Annotated in this window: 16 protein-coding genes; 10 read left to right on the top strand and 6 right to left on the bottom strand. The window is 69.6% G+C overall.

The features are described 5' to 3' along the window. The 4 genes from recG (at position 1) to B0293_RS41800 (ending at position 5202) form a co-directional block, all read left to right on the top strand. Complete coding sequence (gene recG / locus B0293_RS41815; protein WP_005160317.1) at positions 1-2154, top strand: ATP-dependent DNA helicase RecG; 2154 nt, start codon at positions 1-3, stop codon at positions 2152-2154. Positions 2155-2237: 83 nt separating this feature from the next. Beyond that, positions 2238-2618, top strand: a complete 381-nt coding sequence (locus B0293_RS41810) for a hypothetical protein (RefSeq protein WP_063936648.1) — start codon at positions 2238-2240, stop codon at positions 2616-2618. Beyond that, complete coding sequence (locus B0293_RS41805) at positions 2615-4696, top strand: caspase family protein (protein WP_005160323.1); 2082 nt, start codon at positions 2615-2617, stop codon at positions 4694-4696. The genes B0293_RS41810 and B0293_RS41805 overlap by 4 nt, the downstream gene beginning before the upstream one ends. A gap of 2 nt (positions 4697-4698) precedes the next feature. Next, positions 4699-5202: a GNAT family N-acetyltransferase gene (locus B0293_RS41800; RefSeq protein ID WP_005160325.1), complete on the top strand. Its 504-nt coding sequence runs from the start codon at positions 4699-4701 to the stop codon at positions 5200-5202. On the opposite strand, the gene B0293_RS41795 is transcribed toward B0293_RS41800, so the two are convergent. Then, on the bottom strand, positions 5192-5599 hold the full coding sequence (locus tag B0293_RS41795) for a hypothetical protein (RefSeq protein WP_005160328.1): 408 nt from the start codon (positions 5597-5599) through the stop codon (positions 5192-5194). The genes B0293_RS41800 and B0293_RS41795 overlap by 11 nt on opposite strands. A gap of 134 nt (positions 5600-5733) precedes the next feature. After that, positions 5734-6351, bottom strand: a complete 618-nt coding sequence (locus tag B0293_RS41790; protein WP_005160330.1) for a TetR/AcrR family transcriptional regulator — start codon at positions 6349-6351, stop codon at positions 5734-5736. 31 nt (positions 6352-6382) lie between these two features. Here B0293_RS41790 and B0293_RS41785 point away from each other — a divergent pair, with 31 nt between their 5' ends. From B0293_RS41785 to B0293_RS41765, 5 genes are all read left to right on the top strand, one after another. Beyond that, entirely contained in the window at positions 6383-7567 is a 1185-nt protein-coding gene (locus B0293_RS41785) for an erythromycin esterase family protein (RefSeq protein WP_039918866.1), read from the top strand. An 18-nt stretch (positions 7568-7585) separates the two neighbouring features. Further along, positions 7586-8509, top strand: a complete 924-nt coding sequence (locus B0293_RS41780) for a S8 family peptidase (RefSeq protein WP_407640124.1) — start codon at positions 7586-7588, stop codon at positions 8507-8509. An 88-nt stretch (positions 8510-8597) separates the two neighbouring features. Next, the gene (locus B0293_RS41775) at positions 8598-11975 is read left to right on the top strand and encodes a pyruvate carboxylase (RefSeq protein ID WP_005160337.1); all 3378 of its coding nucleotides are present in this window, start codon (positions 8598-8600) and stop codon (positions 11973-11975) included. Between the two features lie 349 nt (positions 11976-12324). Then, positions 12325-13119, top strand: a complete 795-nt coding sequence (locus B0293_RS41770; RefSeq protein WP_039918868.1) for an arginase family protein — start codon at positions 12325-12327, stop codon at positions 13117-13119. A 231-nt stretch (positions 13120-13350) separates the two neighbouring features. Continuing rightward, entirely contained in the window at positions 13351-14634 is a 1284-nt protein-coding gene (locus B0293_RS41765; RefSeq protein ID WP_005160342.1) for a PucR family transcriptional regulator, read from the top strand. Positions 14635-14644: 10 nt separating this feature from the next. Here the strand turns inward: B0293_RS41765 and B0293_RS41760 are convergent, their stop codons facing one another. The 3 genes from B0293_RS41760 to B0293_RS41750 form a co-directional block, all read right to left on the bottom strand. Continuing rightward, positions 14645-16003: a DUF6801 domain-containing protein gene (locus B0293_RS41760; protein WP_005160344.1), complete on the bottom strand. Its 1359-nt coding sequence runs from the start codon at positions 16001-16003 to the stop codon at positions 14645-14647. A gap of 17 nt (positions 16004-16020) precedes the next feature. Continuing rightward, positions 16021-16641 carry a DUF6801 domain-containing protein gene (locus B0293_RS41755; RefSeq protein WP_005160346.1) on the bottom strand — a complete coding sequence of 207 codons (621 nt, stop codon included), beginning with the start codon at positions 16639-16641 and terminating at the stop codon, positions 16021-16023. Between the two features lie 71 nt (positions 16642-16712). After that, positions 16713-17339 carry a DUF6801 domain-containing protein gene (locus B0293_RS41750; RefSeq protein WP_005160349.1) on the bottom strand — a complete coding sequence of 209 codons (627 nt, stop codon included), beginning with the start codon at positions 17337-17339 and terminating at the stop codon, positions 16713-16715. 345 nt (positions 17340-17684) lie between these two features. On the opposite strand from B0293_RS41750, the gene B0293_RS41745 reads away from it, so the two are divergent. Further along, positions 17685-18602 (top strand): RCC1 domain-containing protein, encoded by a 918-nt coding sequence (locus tag B0293_RS41745; RefSeq protein WP_005160352.1) that lies wholly within the window; start codon positions 17685-17687, stop codon positions 18600-18602. A 67-nt stretch (positions 18603-18669) separates the two neighbouring features. Here the strand turns inward: B0293_RS41745 and B0293_RS41740 are convergent, their stop codons facing one another. Next, complete coding sequence (locus B0293_RS41740) at positions 18670-19326, bottom strand: hypothetical protein (RefSeq protein ID WP_005160354.1); 657 nt, start codon at positions 19324-19326, stop codon at positions 18670-18672. Between the last annotated feature and the right edge of the window lie 44 nt (positions 19327-19370).

The raw sequence follows: 19370 nt of genomic DNA, 5'->3' as shown, positions 1-19370 counted from the left end.
ATGACCAACCTGCGCGCGGACCTGAAGCTGGTCGTGGGCGCGGCGACGGCGAAGGCACTCGCCAAGGGCCTCAAGATCGAGACGGTCAGCGACCTCCTGCGCCACTACCCCCGCCGCTACGCCGAGCGCGGGCAGCTCACCGACATCGCCGGACTCGAACTCGGTGAGCACGCCACCGTGATGGCGCGGATCGAACGCGTCAACAAGCGCCGGATGAAGGCGCGCAACGGCACCCTGCTCGAAATGGTGATCACCGACGGCAAACGCCGTCTGCAATGCACCTTCTTCAACCAGGCCTGGCGCGAAAAGGAACTCGTGCCCGGCAAGAACGGGCTTTTCGCGGGAAAGGTCACCGCCTTCCGCGACGTTCTTCAGCTGGCGAACCCCGAGTACGAGCTGTTCGACGCGGAACGCGCACCCGAGGCCATGGACGACTTCCTCGCCGAGATCATCCCGGTGTACCCGGCGGCGCAGGGGATCCCGACCTGGGTGATCGCCAAGAGCGTGCGCCAGGTGCTGGACGTGCTGGAGGTCGACGAGGACCCGATGCCGCTGGAGTTGCTCGCCCAGTACGGCCTGCCCAGCCTGGAAAGCGCGCTGCGCGGCATCCACCGCCCGTCGGGCTGGGACGCGCTGAACTCCGCGCGCCGCCGTCTCAAATGGGACGAGGCCATGGCGGTGCAGCTGATTTTCGCCCAGCGCAGGCATTCCCTCGTCTCCCGGCCCGCGAAGGCCTGTCCGCACACCGAGGGCGGCATCCTCGACGCCTTCGACAAGCGGCTCCCGTTCGCGCTGACCTCGGGCCAGCAGGAGATCGGCGACGAGATCGCCCGCGACCTGTCCACCGAGCACCCGATGAACCGGCTGCTGCAAGGTGAGGTCGGTTCCGGCAAGACCGTGGTCGCGCTGCGCGCCATGCTGCAGATCGTCGATTCCGGGCGGCAGGCGGCGATGCTCGCGCCGACGGAGGTCCTCGCCGCGCAGCACGCGCGCTCGTTGAGTGAAATGCTCGGTGACCTCGGTCAGGCGGGTCAGCTCGGCGGTGCGGAGAACGCGACCCGGGTGACCCTGCTGACCGGTTCGATGGGCGCCAAGGAACGCAAGAAGGCGTTGCTGGAGACCGTCAGCGGCGAGGCCGGGATCGTCGTCGGCACGCACGCGCTCATCCAGGACACGGTGTCCTTCGCGGATCTCGGCCTGGTCGTGGTCGACGAGCAGCACCGGTTCGGCGTCGAGCAGCGGGACGCGCTGCGTTCCCGCGGTTCCGACGAGACCAGCCCGCACGTGCTCGTCATGACGGCGACACCCATCCCGCGCACGGTCGCGATGACCGTGTACGGCGATCTGGAGACCTCCGCGCTGCGCGTGATGCCGGCCGGCCGGTCGCCGATCAAGACGTCGGTGGTGCCGGTCGCGGAGCGGCCCGCGTGGCTGGACAGGGCGTGGCAGCGGGTCCGCGAGGAATGCGGCAAGGGACACCAGGCGTACATCGTCTGCCCGCGCATCGGTGACGAACCGGCGTCGGACAAGGGTGACAAACGCCCGGCGCTCGCCGTCCTCGATGTGGCACCCGAGCTGGCCGAAGGACCGTTGAAGGGCTTGAAGATCGGCGCCCTGCACGGCCGGATGGCCGCCGACGACAAGGACGCCGTGATGCAGGCGTTCTCCAGGGGCGAGCTGGACGTGCTCGTCGCGACCACCGTGATCGAGGTCGGCGTGAACGTGCCGAACGCGACCGCGATGGTGATCATGGACGCCGACCGGTTCGGCATCAGCCAGCTGCACCAGCTGCGCGGCCGCGTCGGCCGGGGCAGTGTGCCGGGGCTGTGCCTGCTGGTCACCGAAACCCTGGACGGGACGACGACCCGGGAGCGGCTCGCCGCCGTCGAGTCCACAACGGACGGTTTCGAACTGTCCAGAATGGACTTGGAACTGCGCCGCGAGGGCGACATCCTCGGTGCCGCGCAGTCGGGGAAGAAGTCGACGCTGAAGCTGCTTTCGCTGCTGCAGGACGAGGAGGTCATCGCCGAGGCGAGGGCCCGCGCGTCGGAGATCGTCGAGAAGGATCCGGCACTGGGGAACTACCTGGGGCTGGCGCACATGATCGCCGACGTCGTCGACGAAGATCGGGTGGAGTACCTGGAAAAAAGCTGACGTGAACATCTCTGCCCGATCGGACCTTGTCGCGGGACGGGCCGGGAGGTTTCCTCGATCCGTACGGGCGAGGGAGGCCGGGGATGACGTCAGCGGTGCGGGTCCAGCTGGGTGAGGACGGGGCCGACGCCGAGCGGGCCGACCAGCTCGCCGGGTACCTCCGAGGGGAACTGATCGAACGCGGGCTCGCCGACGTCAAGGCGCTGCCCGCCGGTGAGGCGCCGCCCGGCTCGCGCGGCTTCGACGCGGCGACGGCGGGCGGGCTGCTGGTCACGCTGGGGAAGTCCGCCGATGGCCTGCGTTCGGTGGTGACGGCCGTGCGGGAGTGGCTTTCCCGCGGCGGACGGGTGAAGCGCACGGTGCGGCTGGAGATCGACGGTGACGTGCTTGAGCTGTCCGAAGCGACCCTCGCCGATCAGGACAAGCTCGTCGACCTTTTCGTGAGCAGGCATTCGTCGCCATGACCGGCGAGCGGCGAGCCTTGATCATCGCCAACGGGGAGTACGACAACCCCGGGCTGAGCGCGCTGCGGTCCCCGGCGGCCGACGCGGAGGCGCTCGCCTCGGTCCTGGCCGACCGCGCCATCAGCGAGTTCGACGTCCAGGTGGTGCGCGACGAGACCGCCCACGTCATCGCGAGCCGGGTCGAGGATCTGTTCGCCGACAGCGCGCCGGACGACGTCGTGCTGGTGCATTTCTCTTGCCACGGCCTGAAAAGCGAGTCTGGCGAACTGTTCTTCGCCGCCCGCAACACCCGGCCGGAGCGGCTCGCGTCGAGCGCCGTTCCCGCTGATTTCGTCCAACGGTGCATGCGGATGAGCCGGTCGCGGAGCATCGTCCTCCTGCTGGATTGCTGCTACGGCGGCGCTTTCGGCCGAGGGGTCGCGGTGCGCGCCACCGGCGAGGCCAACGTGCTCGACGCGTTCCCCGGCGGTGGGCTCGGCGGCCGCGGCCGCGCGGTGATCACCGCGTCGAACTCCATCGAGTACGCCTTCGAGGGCGACCACCTCGCCGACGACCACGCGCGGCCGTCGGTGTTCACCTCGGCGCTGGTCGAAGGCCTCCGGTCGGGGGACGCGGACCGCGACGAGGACGGCTGGATCGCGCTCAGCGAGCTTTACGACTACCTGTTCGACAGCGTCCGCGAGCGGAACCCGAATCAGACGCCCAGCCGGGACATCGAGATGCAGGGCGAGCTCTACCTGGCGCGGAGCAGGCGCCGCCGGATCAAACCGTCGCCGGTCCCGGCCGATCTGCGCGCGGCGAGCGAGGATCCGAACATGTTCACCCGCCTCGGCGCGGTGACGGAACTCCAGCGACGGCTGACGAGCGAGAACCTCTCCGTCGCGATCGGCGCCCACGAAGTCCTCACCACGATGGCGCAGACCGACATCCAGCACATCGCCGAGGCCGCCGACCTGGCGCGGCAGGAGGCGCGGGTGCGGACCGAACCGGAGGTGGTGCGATTCGGCGAGGTCGGCCGGGGCTCGCGGCCGGTGGCGCGGATCCGGCTGGAAGGGCCGCCGATCGCGCGGGCCTGCCGGTTCACGTCGTCGCATTCCTGGCTCCAGGTGACCGAAGTCGACGGTGGGGCCGAGATCTCCCTGGACCAGGCCGAAATCGGGGCGTTCGACGGTCGGGTCACGGTGACCGGACCGACCGGCGAGGTGGTCGTGCGGGTCGAGGGCCAGGTCGTCCAGGAACAGGAACCGCCGCCCGCGCCAGAACCGCGGCCCGTGCCGAGCCCGCCGCCCGAGCCTGTTCGCGCGCCCGCTCCGGTGACGCCCGAGCCCCCGCTCGCGCCGCCTGTGGAAGTGCCTGCCCCACGACCGAAACCCGACCCGTTCGCCGTCGCCGCCGGGCTGTTCGCGTTCGCGGCCGCGGTGTACCTGGTGGTGATCGCGTTCCAGCTCGGCAGCAGTGTGGAGGACTTCTTCGAGGACGGCGGCTGGACCGTCCTGCCGCTCATCGCGTTCGCGATCGGGGCGGGGAGCGCGATGTTCCAGCCGAAGACGCGGCGGATGGCGGGTCCGGGGCTGTTGTGCGGGCTGGCGCTGCTTTCGGTGGTCCCGTACGGCCCGGTCGTCCTCGTGCTCGCCCGCGGCTGTCTGCTCGTCGCGGCCGCCTGGGCGCTGGTTTCGGTGCGGCGCGACCGGAGTTTCCGAATCGGACTGGGGAAACCTCAGGGCGCACTGACCGTCGCTGCTCTCGTGGCCGGGTGTGCCGGCGCGGCTGGTCTCGTCATCGAGGCGGGCGAGCTCTTCGCCTACTCGTCGAGCCGGGCCGACGAGGGCGCGATCTACCTCGTGCTCGCGGTGACGCTCCTGATCGGGACCGTGCTCGGCGCGCTCCTGCGGCCCGCCGCGTTCGGGATCGCCTTCCACGGCGGAGTGGCGGGCGGAGGCATCGTCATGGTGTGCATGCTGTTCTTCGCGATGCCGAGCAGTTCGCGGGTGACCGGCGCGGGCTGGGCGATCGCGCTGTCGATGGTGCTCTGTCTCGCCGTCGTGACCGGTTTCGCCGCCCGCAAAGCGAAAGGCTGACGATGCCTGCGATCCGCACCGCGGTCGTCGAGGACGCCTGGCCCATCGCCGAGGTGAACGTCCGGTCGTGGCAGTCGGCGTACCAGGGACTGCTGCCCGAGCTGTACCTGCGCGATCTTTCGGTCGAGGGCCGGGCCGCGCGCTGGCAGCGGATCCTCGCCGATCCCGCCAACCGGGGCGACGTCCTGGTCCTCGTCGAGGACGGTTCGCTGCTCGGTTTCACCGCCGTCGACAGGGAACGCGGGGAACTGCGCGCGATCTACCTCGAACCGGCGCGCTGGGGAACGGGATTGGGCAGGCTGCTGCTCGACACCGCCGTCGCCGCGCTGCGGGATTCCGGGCACCGCGAGGCGACGCTCTGGGTGCTCGACTCCAACGAACGCGCCCGGCGCTTCTACGCGGCCGCGGGATGGGCGCCGGACGGTGCGGAGAAGACCGACACCATGCCCGGTGAGGACGTCCCGCTGTGCGAGGTGCGCTACCGGATCGACCTCGTCAGCGCGTGAACCACGCGCGTTCCTCGGGTTTGGTGAGGACGACGATGATGCCGATGGCGATGCCCATCCCGATCAGCTGGGTGATCGCCCCGCCGCTGATCAGGCTGATCAGCCCCAGGACCACGGCGAGCGCTTCCACCCCGATCACCGTCGGCCGCACCCAGGCCGAACCGCGGGAGATCCGGATCGCGCACGCGGCCAGCACGAGAGAGACCACGAAGCCGAGGAGTGCCAGCGCCAGGGCGAGTCCCGCTTCTTCGTCGCCGTGGTCGAGTGCGTTGATCGCGAGGGCGGTCACGAGCGCGCTGGCGAGGAGGTTGAGGACCGCCTGTATCCAGAGGAAGACGCGGACCGTCTTGAGCTGACGCGGCATCTCCGCCGCCTTGTTCCGGACGTCCTCGGTCATGACGGTCTCCCCCTCGTTCAGTACGAAGAGGCCAGTGTGGACCCGGAACTCGTTGGTGCTGACGGTAAAACTGTCCTCAGCGGGTGACCAACCAGAGGACTGAACGCGGTGGTTGGCATCGCGAACTACCGCGTTTAGTCCTCTGAATGCGGCTTGAGGACGAAGGAACCGGCGGCGGCAGCGGCGGCCACCGCCCGCGCCGTGACCCGGGCGTCCGCCACCGTGACACTCTCCCGGGAGAGGAGCAGCCGGTAGAACATCGGCCCGCACACCGCCCGCACCAGCTCGTCGCCGTCCGTGCCGGGCGGGACCTCGCCGCGGGCGACGGCCCGTTCCGTGATCGGCGCCATGCGGACATGCCGGTCCGCGTAGAAGTCGTGCAGCGCCTCGGCCGCCTGCGACGACTGGAAGGCCGCCGCGACCGACGCCATCGGAAGCTCCTTCAACGCGGGCGCGGTGAAGTACCGGACGACCTCCGCCGCCACTTCGTACAGATCGTCCTCGAGCGACCCGGTGTCGGGCGCCGTCCAGTCGTCCTCCGCGCCCATCTGCAACGCGGCGGCGACGAGACCGTCCGGTGAGGACCAGCGCCGGTACACCGTGGTCTTGTGCACCCCGGACCGCTCGGCGACCGCGTCCACGGTCAGGTCGCCGAACCCGCGTTCGGCCAGCAGGTCGAGGGTGGCGTGCAGGACGGCCTGGCGGGTGCGTTCGGTCCGGCCGCCGGGCCGCTGGGTACCCGAGGTTGCCAATTGCTACTCCTGTTGCGTTAGTGTGCTCAGTATGTCAGACGCAGTGAAGATCGCCGAGCTCATCGGGGACGCGAAAATCGTCGCCATCGGTGAGAACAACCACCACGTCCACGAGTTCGGGGACCTGCGCAATCGTTTGCTTCGCGAGCTCGTCGAGAACCACGGCTTCCGGGTGGTCGGTTTCGAGTCCGGCTTCGCCGAGGGCGAGCTCGTCCAAGACTGGCTGAACGGCGCCCCCGGAGACGTCGCCGACGTCGGTCGCGACGGCTTCACCTTCTCCCTCGGCGAGTCGCCCGAGGCGCACGAGATGCTGACCTGGCTCCGTGAGCGGGGCGACGTCCGGTACTACGGCCTCGACGTGCCGAGTTCCGCCGGCTCGCCCGTGCCCGCGCTGAACGCGGTGCGCGGTTATCTGTCCACTGTGGATGAAGCCGCCACGGGCCTCGCCGACGAGGCGATCGCGGCGACCGAGGGCTACGCGTCGGTCAGCAGCGCGGAAGCACCCGCCAAGTACGCCGCCCTCGACGCCGCAGCCAGGGACAAGGCGACCGCGGCGCTCACCCGGCTCAAGACGCACCTCACCTCGCTGCGTCCCGTCTACGGCGACACGGCCGTCGCCGAGCATCACGCCGAGGGAGCGCTGCGCCTCGACGCCTACCTCGCCGAGGTGGCCGCGATGATGTCCGGCTCCGCGCCCGCCCTGCAGAGCGGTTCGCGCGACGCGTACATGGCCGAGACCGTCCGGTTGATCCGGCGGATCCACGGCGACGACACGAAGATCGTCGTGATGCTCCACAACGGACACCTCCAGCGCGTGCCGTTCTCGCCGTTCCCCGGCCTCACCTCGCCGTCGGCCGGGACGCATCTGGCCGCCGAGTTCGGCGAAGACTACTTCGCGCTGGGGCTCACCGCGGTCGAGGGCGAGACCACCGGCCTCAAGCCGGATCCGGCCGCGCGGCTCGGGTTCACCGTGTACCGCCAGGAGCTGGACGCGCCCGCCGACGGCAGCATCGAAGCCGAAGGTCCCGGGCTGGTGGACCTCCGTGCACGACAGGGGACCGAGGGACCTCGGAGCATCCGGCACGCGCACCTGTTCAACGCCGTCGACGTCGTCGACGCCTTCGACGCGCTGGTCTGCTTCCCGAAGTCGACGGTCAGCGGACACCTCCGACCGGCCCCAGCCGATCGAGTGGTTGAAGTTGCCCCTCGCGGGTGACAGGCGTAGGCCCGAGGCATGATCACTCGACTGGTACGGGTCATGGCCGCGCTCGCCCTCCTGGTGTTCGCGGCGCAGCCCGCCTCCGCGACGGAAGTCCAGCAGAACCCGCCCAACTGGGGACTGGACCGGATCGACCAGCGAACAGGCCTCGACCAGCTGTATCACTACGACACCGACGCCAAGGACGTCACGGTGTACGTGATCGACAGCGGCGTCGACGCCGCGCATCCGGACTTCGGCGGCCGGGTGAAGCCCGGCAAGGACTTCCTCAACGGCGGCACGGACACCTCCGACACCAACGGTCACGGCACGTACCTGGCCGGTGTCGCCGCGTCGAAGAGCTATGGCGTCGCGAAGGGCGCGCAGATCGTCCCGATCCGGGTGATCGACGCGCAGGGTGGCGGCGCCACGGACAAGATCATCGCCGGTATCGACTGGGTGACGCAGAACGCACACCAGCCCGCCGTCGCCGTCCTCGGCATCGGCGGCACCGCCAACGACCAGCTCGACGCCGCGGTCCGCGCGCTCGCGGCGGTCGTCCCGGTCGCCCTCCCGGCCGGTGGCGAGGCCACCGACGCGGGCCGGTTCTCACCCGGCCGGGTCACCGAGGCGCTCACCGTCGGCTCGACCGACGCGAGCGACCAGGTCGGGTCCACGTCCAACTACGGCGAGGTCGTCGACATGTTCGCCCCCGGCGTCGACGTGCCGGGACCCAACGCCGGGGGCAGCGGGGGCCGGGTGCTCAGCGGGACCTCGTCGGCCGCCGCGCACGTCGCCGGTGTGGCCGCGCTGTACCGGGCCCTGCACCCGGACGTGGCGGCGCCGGACGTCACGAAGGCGCTCGTGGACCTCGCCGCGGTCGACGTGCTGACCGGCGTCCACCAGGGCACCGCGAACCGGTTGCTCCAGACCCCGGGTACGCAACTCAGGCGGGGATGACGTCCATCACCTGGGCAACAACTCCCGCCCTGCGGGAGCGAGCAGGTAACGTGCCTCACCTACCGATCCGATGATGGGAAGGACCGGCATGTTCCGCAAGGTACTGGTCGCCAACCGGGGTGAGATCGCCATCCGCGCGTTCCGCGCCGGATTCGAGCTCGGCGCGGGCACGGTGGCTGTGTTCCCGCACGAAGACCGCAATTCGCTCCACCGGCTGAAGGCCGACGAGGCCTACGAGATCGGCGAACCCGGTCATCCGGTCCGGGCCTATCTGTCGGTCGAGGAAATCGTGGCGGCCGCCAAGAAGGCGGGTGCCGACGCCGTTTACCCCGGCTACGGCTTCCTCTCCGAGAACCCGGACCTCGCGCGCGCGTGCGAGGACGAAGGCATCACCTTCGTCGGGCCGAGCGCGGACATCCTCGAGCTGACCGGGAACAAGGCCCGCGCGGTCAAGGCCGCGCGCGACGCCGGGGTGCCGGTGCTGGGCTCCTCCGAACCGTCCTCCGACGTCGACGCGCTGATCGCCGCCGCCGAGGAGATCGGCTTCCCCGTCTTCGTCAAGGCCGTCGCCGGTGGCGGCGGTCGCGGTATGCGCCGCGTCCTGGAGCCCGCGCAGCTGCGCGAGTCCATCGAGGCCGCCGCGCGCGAGGCCGAGTCGGCCTTCGGCGACCCGACGGTGTTCATCGAGAAGGCCGTCGTCGAGCCCCGCCACATCGAGGTCCAGATCCTCGCCGACGGCGAGGGCAACGTGATCCACCTCTTCGAGCGCGACTGCTCGGTCCAGCGACGGCACCAGAAGGTCGTCGAGCTGGCCCCGGCGCCGAACCTGCCGTCCGAACTGCGCGACCAGATCTGCGCCGACGCGGTGAAGTTCGCCCGCCAGATCGGCTACCGCAACGCCGGCACCGTCGAGTTCCTGCTCGACCGGGACGGCAACCACGTCTTCATCGAGATGAACCCGCGGATCCAGGTCGAGCACACGGTGACCGAGGAGGTCACCGACGTCGACCTCGTCCAGTCGCAGCTGCGCATCGCCTCCGGCGAGACGCTCGAAGACCTCGGGCTCTCGCAGGACAAGGTGTACCTGCGCGGGGCCGCGCTGCAGTGCCGCATCACCACCGAGGATCCCGCCAACGGCTTCCGCCCGGACACCGGGATGATCAGCGCGTACCGCTCGCCCGGCGGGTCCGGTATCCGCCTCGACGGCGGGACGGCGTTCGCCGGCACCGAGATCAGCGCGCACTTCGACTCGCTGCTGGTGAAGCTCAGCTGCCGCGGCCGCGACTTCAAGACCGCCGTCGGCCGCGCCCGTCGCGCCGTCGCCGAGTTCCGGATCCGCGGGGTGGCCACGAACATCCCGTTCCTGCAGGCCGTCCTCGACGACCCGGACTTCCGCGAAGGCCGCGTCACGACGTCGTTCATCGAGGAGCGCCCGCATCTGCTGACCGCGCGCCACTCGGCCGACCGCGGGACCAGGCTGCTGACCTACCTCGCGGACAAGACGGTCAACAAGCCGCACGGCGAGCGTCCGCGCACCCTCGACCCGCAGGTGAAGCTGCCGAAGCTGCCGAAGGATCTCGAACCGGCGCCCGGTTCGAAGCAGAAGCTCACCGAACTCGGCCCGGCGGGCTTCGCGCGCTGGCTGCGGGAGTCGCCGACCATCGGCGTCACCGACACCACCTTCCGCGACGCGCACCAGTCGCTGCTCGCCACCCGCGTGCGGACGAAGGACCTGCTGGCCGTCGCGCCGGTCGTCGCGCGCACCACGCCGCAGCTGCTCTCGCTGGAGTGCTGGGGCGGCGCGACCTACGACGTCGCCCTGCGGTTCCTCGCGGAGGATCCGTGGGAGCGGCTGGCGAAGCTGCGGGAAGCGGTGCCGAACATCTGTCTCCAGATGTTGCTGCGCGGCCGCAACACCGTGGGCTACACGCCGTACCCCACCGAGGTGACCCACGCCTTCGTCGAGGAGGCGACGGCGACCGGCATCGACATCTTCCGGATCTTCGACGCCCTCAACGACGTCGAGCAGATGCGGCCGGCGATCGAGGCCGTCCGCGAGACCGGCTCCGCGGTGGCCGAGGTGGCGCTCTGCTACACCTCGGACCTGTCGGACCCGTCGGAGAAGCTGTACACGCTGGACTACTACCTCAAGCTGGCGGAGCAGATCGTCGGCGCGGGGGCGCACGTCCTGGCCATCAAGGACATGGCGGGCCTGCTGCGGGCACCGGCGGCGGTGCGGCTGGTTTCCGCGCTGCGCAAGGAGTTCGACCTCCCGGTGCACATCCACACGCACGACACCGCGGGTGGCCAGCTGGCGACGTACCTCGCCGCGATCCAGGCCGGGGCGGACGCCGTCGACGGCGCCGTCGCGTCCATGGCGGGCACGACCTCGCAGCCGTCGCTCTCGGCGCTCGTCGCGGCCACCGACCACTCGGACCGGCCGACCGGGCTGGACCTGCAGGCGATCGGCGACCTGGAGCCGTACTGGGAGAGCGTGCGCAAGATCTACGCGCCGTTCGAGGCCGGTCTCGCGTCGCCGACCGGGCGTGTGTACCACCACGAGATCCCCGGCGGCCAGCTGTCGAACCTGCGCACGCAGGCGATCGCGCTCGGCCTCGGCGAGCGGTTCGAGGACATCGAGGCGATGTACGCGGCCGCGGACCGGATCCTCGGCCACCTGGTGAAGGTCACGCCTTCGTCCAAAGTGGTCGGTGACCTCGCGCTGCACCTCGTCGGCGCGGGCGTCTCACCGGCGGACTTCGAGGCGGAGCCGAACAAGTTCGACATCCCCGACTCGGTGATCGGCTTCCTGCGCGGCGAACTGGGCGACCCGCCCGGTGGCTGGCCGGAGCCGTTCCGCACCAAGGCCCTCGAAGGCCGCGCGCAGCCGAAGCCGGTGCAGGAACTGTCCGAAGAGGACCACAAGGGACTGGCGGAGAACCGGCGCCAGACGCTGAACCGGCTGCTGTTCCCCGGGCCCACGAAGGACTTCGAGGCGCACCGCGAGCAGTACGGCGACACCTCGGTCCTGCCGTCCAAGGACTTCTTCTACGGGCTGCGCCCGGGCGAGGAGTACTCGGTCGACCTCGAACAGGGTGTCCGGCTGCTGATCGAGCTGGAGGCCATCGGCGAGGCCGACGAGCGCGGGCTGCGCACGGTGATGTCCACGCTCAACGGCCAGCTGCGCCCGATCCAGGTCCGTGACACCTCGATCGCGTCGGACATCCCGGCGACGGAGAAGGCCGACAAGGGCGACCCGAAGCAGATCGCCGCGCCGTTCGCGGGCGTGGTCACGCTGCAGGTGTCCGAGGGCGACGTCGTCGAGGCCGGGGCGACGGTCGCGACCATCGAGGCGATGAAGATGGAGGCGTCGATCACCGCCTCCTCGGGTGGCAAGGTGTCGCGGCGCGCGATCAACGCCGTCCAGCAGGTGGAAGGCGGGGACCTGCTCCTGGTCCTGGAGTAGAGCTCCCTAGCGCGTGAAGGCCCCCTTCCCTCGGCTCAGCCGAGGGAAGGGGGCCTTCACGCGGCTGAGCCGCGGGGCGCCGGTGGTGTCGCGAAGGTGGCATTCGGGACACCAGACGTCGCGAAAGTGGCTTTCGCGACCTGGGCGCCGGGCCTTGGGGGTGACCGTTCGCTCCCCGCCTTCGCCGACGTTGCGAAAGCCACTTTCACAACCTTCAACGTTGCGAAAGTGGCTTTCGCAACGTCGGCACCTCGAGCTGGCGGGCGACTTTCGCCACGTGCCACCTCGATCCGGCAACGTCCCTCAAGGAGGCCTTCATGTACTTGCGGCCGCCGCTAACCTGGACCGAATGCTGATCAACGCCGTACCCCAGTTCCAGGGCGCGCTGACGAAGCGCGCGCCGGAGATGCCCGAAGGCTGCGTCGCGCTCGCCGAGCTGGCCGGCCACGTGCTGGGCGTACCGGTGCACCACATCCGGCAGACCCGCGAGACCTCGCCCGCGGTCGACGGCATCGCCAACCGCGAGGTGCTCACCGGAGCCAACCGGGCCGCGCAGCTCGCCGCGCTGGAGGCGCCGGGCGGGCCGGTGCTGACCATCGGCGGGGACTGCGGGGTCGAGCTGATCCCGATCGGGGTGGCGCGCTACCGCTTCGGGCCGGGTCTCGGCGTCGCCTGGTTCGACGCGCACGCGGACCTCAACACCGCGGAGACGTCGCCGTCGGGCGCGTTCCACGGCATGGTGCTGCGGTCGCTGCTCGGCGAGGGCGACCCGGATTTCGCCGCGAACCCGCGGCTCGAACCCGGTCGCGTCGTCCTGGCCGGGACCAGGGTGTTCGACGACGCCGAGCGCGCCGCGATCGAGCGCGGGCTGGTCGTCGAAGCCGACGACGTCGCCGCCGGGCTGTCCGGTTCGGACAAGGTGTACGTCCACATCGACCTCGACGTGCTCGATCCGGGGGAGTTCGACGGGCTGAACTATCCCGAGCCCGGTGGCTTGACGATCGAGCGCCTGGTGGCGATGCTTCGCGGACTGAGCGGCTTCGACGTCGTCGGCGCCGGGATCACCGAATGCGCCGGCACCGACGTGCGCGTGCTGGAGCCCGTGCTCGAAGTACTCGGTGAATTGCTCACCGAAAAGCAGTGACGCTCCGTCACGACACTGGTCACTTCGGCCGTTCGTACGTATGGCACGTGGCGTTTGCCGGGCACTTGTCATCAAAATTCAGCACTGAGCCGTGATTTTGTCACGACGGTGACAAGAAATCGGTTTCTTCTGCGAAAGGTGACACATTCACGAGCGACTTTGCGATGTGTTCGTTGTCACCCCACGACGATCGTGGGATGTCCGGACGCTGGGCGGAGCAAAGGAGCTGCGATGTCGGTGGAGCGCGGGATCGAACACGCTGCGCAGCCCCCTGCGGCACTGCCTCGCAAGCTCGCCGACATTTTGCGACCGGAACTCGGCAGCCTCGCCAACGAGATCGTCGACGAGATCCGCGCGACCATCCCCGCGTACGCGCGCCCGCTCGACGGGCCCTACGGCAAATCGATCCGCGCCGGCGTCGAGTACGCGATCACGCTGTTCGTCGCCCAGATCGCGGATCCCACCGTCTCCAAGGAACAGTCGCACGAGGTCCACCATCGGCTGGGGCAGAACGAGATGCGCGAAGGACGCAGCCTCGACACGCTCCAGTCGGCGTACCGGGTCGGCGCGCGCGTGTCGTGGCGGCGCATCATGCGCGTCGGCCGCCGCAGCGGGCTCTCGTCCGCCGTGATGTCGCAACTGGCCGACGCGATGCTCGCGTTCATGGACGAACTCGCGTCCGTCGCGCTGGACGGCTACCTCGAAGCGAAGGCACGCACCGCGGGGGCGCTGGACACCTGGCGCCGCAAACTGCTGCACCTGGTGCTGGAAACCCCGCCCGCGCCGTCGAAGGCGATCGCGGAACTCGCGCAGCTGACCGGCTGGCCGGTCCCCGAGCGCGCGACACCGGTCGTGCTGCACCCGATCGGCGAGGGCGTCAGACCCCGGCGGCACAACGCGGTCGATTCGGACGTCCTGGCCGAACTCGACTGCGCTGAGCCGCGTCTGCTCGTCCCCGGCGAGATCTCCGGCGCCCGCCTGGCCACCCTGCAGGCCGCGCTCCCGGACTACCGGCTGTCGATCGGCCCGTGCCGCCCGCTGGACTCCGTCGCCGATTCGCTGCGCTGGGCACGGGACGCCCTGCACCTCTCCGAACGCGGGATCATCGCCGCCCGCCGGGTGATCCGGGCCGAAGAACACCTCGCCACCCTGCTCGTGAACGCCGACGCGGTGCTCACCTGCCAGCTGCGCGACCGCCTGTTCGCCCCGCTCGCCGAGATGACCGGGAAGCAGCGGGAGCGACTGCTCGAAACCCTGCGCGCCTGGCTCGACAGCCAGGGCAACGTCGTCGACATCGCCGAGCGGCTCCAGGTCCACCCGCAGACCGTCCGGTACCGCATGCGCCAGTTGCAGGCGACCTTCGGCGAGCACCTGCGTGACCCGGGCGCCCGGTTCGAAATGGAACTCGCGCTGCGGGCCGGCGTCACGCCCGCGTCGGTGCCCGAGGGCTACGCGCTGCCGGAGGTCCTTCCGGCGCCGCGCAAGAGTCCACAGTGGACGCCGAGCGAGCGGTAGCCGCCCGGGCTCAGCGGCGCCCCACCGGTGGATCCGTGTTGGGGCACTTGCGTTCCGCTTCCCACTCCAGGCCCACCTGGTTGACCCCGATACACGCCTGGTTCCCGGGCCCCGATCCCATCCCGCTCAGCAAGGAGTCGAGGTTCTCCGTGACGCCGCAGCCGGAGAACTTGGGCAGGGTGAATCCCTGGAAGGCGGGTTCCGGGTCCTTCGGGTCCGTCCGCAGCACGCCACCGGTGAACGCGTTCCAGTTCGGACCGCGCAGGTTCAGCACGATCGGTTCGGCGGTCATGCAGTCGGGGCCGACGTCGAGCGGGGTGCCGTTGATGGTGATGTCCTTCAGCTTCCCGAACAGTTCGATCCGGGCGATGGCCGTCGTCGTGGTGTCCCCGTGCAGCATGGTCTCGACGTCGACGACGGTGTTGCCGGTCTTGTAGTCGGTCGGCAGGAGCTCCATCGTGCCGTTGACCGGGACGAAACCGAAGCCGAGGAACGTCATCTTGCTCGGCGGCAGGATCGTGGAACCGGTGCTGCGATGCGGAGGCGTCGGATAGAGGTAGTAGAAGGCGTTGAAGATGAACGACGGGGTCAACCGGACGAACGCGCCCAGTTTCTTCACCGACGACGTGCCTTGCGATTCGAAGGGCTGCAACGGGAACACGGCATCCGGCGGCGGATCGTCGTTCGCGGCCTGCGCGCGTTCGCCGGGCTTTTGCCCGGGTTTGTCGGTCTTCGGTTCCGCGGCGCGCAGCTCCGCCAGCGTGACGCTGCCGAGTGCGGTGTCCTGATCCGGGACCTGCGTGCAGCTGATCGGCTTCGGCGGCGTCTCCGTCTTCTCCGCGGTCAGCGCGAGGGACGGCGCGCCCGTGGTGAGCCGGAGTTCGCCGGGACGGGTCGACACGATGTCGGGAACCTTGCCCGTCGCGACCAGCTTCAGCTCGCCGGTGGCGGGCACCTTGGTCGCCGGGATCTCGAGGGTCACCGGAATCGCGGACGTCTTGTCCTCGCGCGTGGCCGTGAGTTCGATCGTCGCCGCGCCCGTCACTTCGGTGAGCGTGCCCAGCGTTCCCTCGCCGAGGGTGAAGGTGAGGGAGAAGTCCTTGACCTGTACCGGTTTTCCGGACGGCACGACCTTGGGAAGCGTGGCCTCGACGTCCATGGTGACCGGACGTTCGCCGACAGGATCCGGGAAGACGCACTTGTTCGCCAGGGTCTGGTGCGCGGGGGCGGCGCCCTGCAGCAGCGGCTTCGGCGGGGCCGTCGGGTCGGTCGCCGCCGACGAGGCCAGCGCGCCGTTCACGCCCGCGAGCAGGATCACGCCCGCTAGTACGGGAAGCCTCCCGAGTGTCCGGCGAACCTGCTGCGTCATCTGGGTTTCCTCTCGCGTCAAACGACGGGGATCGCCGGAGCGAACGCGCGGTTCTGTGCCGGGTTGGTGATTTTGACCGTACAGTTGAGCGTCCACGGGGTCCAGGTGCCGTCCCTCTTGTGGAAATCGACTTCCAGCTTGAAAGTCGTGCCGAGCGCGACCGTCGTCTCACCGGGGGCACCCGCGGTGAAAGCGGGGACTGCGGTCGCCGCGGTCTGGGTGAAGACGAACGTGCGGGGTCCCGGCACGTACGGGGTGATCTGCGCGGGCAGGTCCAGTCCGGTGACGGTCGCCGAAGCGGGGGTGGCGTTCGTCGCGGTCACCGGCGCGCTCACCTTGCCGCGGAGGCCGTCGTAGTTGGCCGCGCTGAAGATCGTCGCGTTGTGGATGGCGTTGAAGGTCGCGGTGCCGCTGATCGCGGCCGGGGTGATCGTGCCGCCCGCGGTCGCCGTACCCGGGCTGTCGAACTTCGCCGTGATGTCGAGGGGTTGCTGGCCGATCATGGGGAAGCCGCACATGTACACGACTGTTCCCGTCTCGTGGGAGACGGCGGCCGAGGCCTGCCCGGTGGTGAGCAGGCAGCACACGCCGAACACGATGACGGAGACCGTGCTCGCTCGGCGAACCTGCTGTCCCATATGGATTCCTCTCGAGACCGGGGGGTGGGGACCGTGCGGGGCGGGCGTCCCCGCCCCGCACGGATGGTTCATCAGGTGATGGGGACCGCCGGGCTGAACGCGCGGTTCTGCGCCGGGTTGGTGTTCTTCACCGTGCAGTTGAAGCTCCAGGCGGTCCAGGAACCGTCCTTCTTGTGGAACTCCAGCGGCGCGCTGATCGAGGTGCCGAGGGACGCCGTCGCCGAGCCGGGCGTACCGGCGGTGAACGTGGGGACGCCGGTCCCCGTGGCCTGGACGATGTTGAACGTCCGCGTTCCCGGCACGTACGGGTTGATCTGGGTCGGGACGTCGAGGTTCGTCACCGTCGCCGAAGCGGGGGTGGCGTTGGTGACGGTCACCGGCATGTTCACCTTGCCGCGGACGCCGTCGTAGTTGGCACTGTTGAGCAGCGCGTTGATGGTGGCGCTGATCGTGGCGGTGCCCGAGATGTTCGACGGCGTGAAGGTGCCGCCCGAAGCGACCGAAGCCGGTCCGTCGAACTGCGCCTTCACGTCCAGCTGCTGCTGGCCGATCGCGGGGAAGTTGCACATGTACGCGACGGTGCCGGTGGCGTAGGTGGTGGCGGCCAGCGCCGTGCCGGCGGTGAGCACGGCGACCGCGCCCATCACGATGCCGGTGGTGGCGACGCCTGCTGACAACTTGCCAAGTCTGCGGGACATACCTGTCATCTCCTTTGATCCAGTTTACGTCTCGGGCGGCTTTCCCCATGCGCCTTTCGGCGGATTTTTCTGATCAAATATGCTCGACTCGAGCGGCTTTCTCGGTGGTGGGGTAAACCGAGGTTACCCGCGAGTTATGTACGTAACAAGGATTCATGTCGACATGTTTCGGAGTGGGTGAGGGGCCCGTTCTTTCTTGTCAGTGCGTGCTGAATGCGATTATGAAGTTTGTCCGCCGATGACAAAGACGAGGCCGATCGGCGGAACCGGGTTAACATTTCCCGCATGGCTTCAGTCAATCGACGATCCACGACACGGCGCGTGACGACCACCGCGATAGCCGTAATGATCGCCACGGTTTCCCTTTCCGGTATCGCCCACGCCGCGCCGACCGGCGAACCGCGGCCGTGGGGGAGCAACGACTACCAGCAGGGGCAGGGCACCGTTCCGCCCTCCGCGTTCGGCGCGAGCGCGGTCTCCGCGGGCGGTCTCACCCATCTGGCGCTCAAGGACGGCGGCGTCGTCGCCTGGGGCAACAACAACTACGGCCAGGCCACCGTGCCCGCCGCGGCGACGTCGGGGGTTTCGGCGATCGCCGCGGGCTGGGCGCACGGGCTGGCGCTCAAGAACGGCGGGGTGATCGCCTGGGGCAACGGGTTCTACGGCCAGAACGTCGTCCCCGCCGCCGCGACCTCGGGGGTCAGCGCGATCTCCACCAGCGCGTACTTCAACCTGGCGCTCAAGAACGGCGGCGTGCTGAGCTGGGGCTCGCGGACCACCGTTCCCGCGACGGTCACTTCGGGGGTCACCGCGATCTCGGCGGGTGTCGACCACGGCCTCGCGCTGAAGAACGGCGGCGTGCTCGGGTGGGGAAACAACGCGAAGGGTCAGATCACCGTGCCGGCGGCGGCGACCTCCGGGGTGACGGCGATCTCGGGCGGGTTCCGCCACAGCCTCGCGCTGAAGAACGGCGGCGTCCTCGCCTGGGGCGACAACACCTACGGCCAGTCCTCCGTGCCGCCCGAGGCGCAATCGGACGTCGTCGCCATCGACGCCGGCTACAACCACAACGTGGTGCTCAAGGCGGACGGAAGCGTCTTCGCCTGGGGGAGCAACCTGAAGCAGGAGAGCCGGGACACCAGCTCGGAACCGCCGATGGACATGTGGAAGTTCTCGGGCGTCTGTGCTCCGGTCTACGCCGTTTCCGCAGGTGACGGCACCGGCGTCGCCCTGGTCGACCCGAGCGCTCCGCAGTTCTGCTGACGTTCCGTGAAGGCCTCCTTGAGGGACCCAGAGTCCCTCAAGGAGGCCTTCACGGACTTGGGCGTCCTTACACGTTCGACTTGAGGTTCAGGTTGATCGTGTTGCCAGGACCGGAGATCAGCGCGCCCAGCGCGAGATCGTTGATGAAGCAGTCCTTGAACTCCGGGATCGTGAAGACGCCCGAAGACGGGATGACCTCCGCGAACAGGTCGACGTTCTTCGACACCAGGGTCAGGTCGAGCGGCTTGACCGTCTTGCAGGCGTTCGGCACCGTCGGGAGCGGGATGACCGGGTAGAACAGGCCGACGACGATGTTGTCGATCAGCATGTTCGCCTGCGAGTGGGTGGTCAGGTCGCCGTTGGCCAGGGTGCCGGTGACCGGGCCGGTCGGCTGGATCCGCACGCGGGCCTTGATCTTGAAGACGCCGGAGACCAGCGAGATGTTCGCCGTCGCGGGCGGCAGGGACAGGTCGCCCCGGATCCCGACGTTGTCCCCGTCGATGACCAAGGCTCCGTTGAGCTGGCCGGGGCCCAGGTCGAGCGTGCCGCCGGTCTTCTTCACCGTGGTCTTCCCGGTGACGGTGTAGGACACCGGGATCTCCACCGGGTCGTCCGCGAGCGCGGGGGACGCGGTGAGGCTGCCCGCCACGGCGATCGCGGACGTGAGCGCGACGACCGTGCCGAGGCGGCGACGGGCGGTTTTCGGGCGCGTTCGACCGAACATGGGAATCTCCTCGTTTTCTCTCCTGTTTTACAAAGCGGACGAAA

Source organism: Amycolatopsis azurea DSM 43854, from assembly GCF_001995215.1.
Lineage (GTDB): Bacteria > Actinomycetota > Actinomycetes > Mycobacteriales > Pseudonocardiaceae > Amycolatopsis > Amycolatopsis azurea.
The sequence above is the reverse complement of the archived record's forward strand: the minus strand, read 5'-3'. Positions and strand labels throughout refer to the sequence as shown.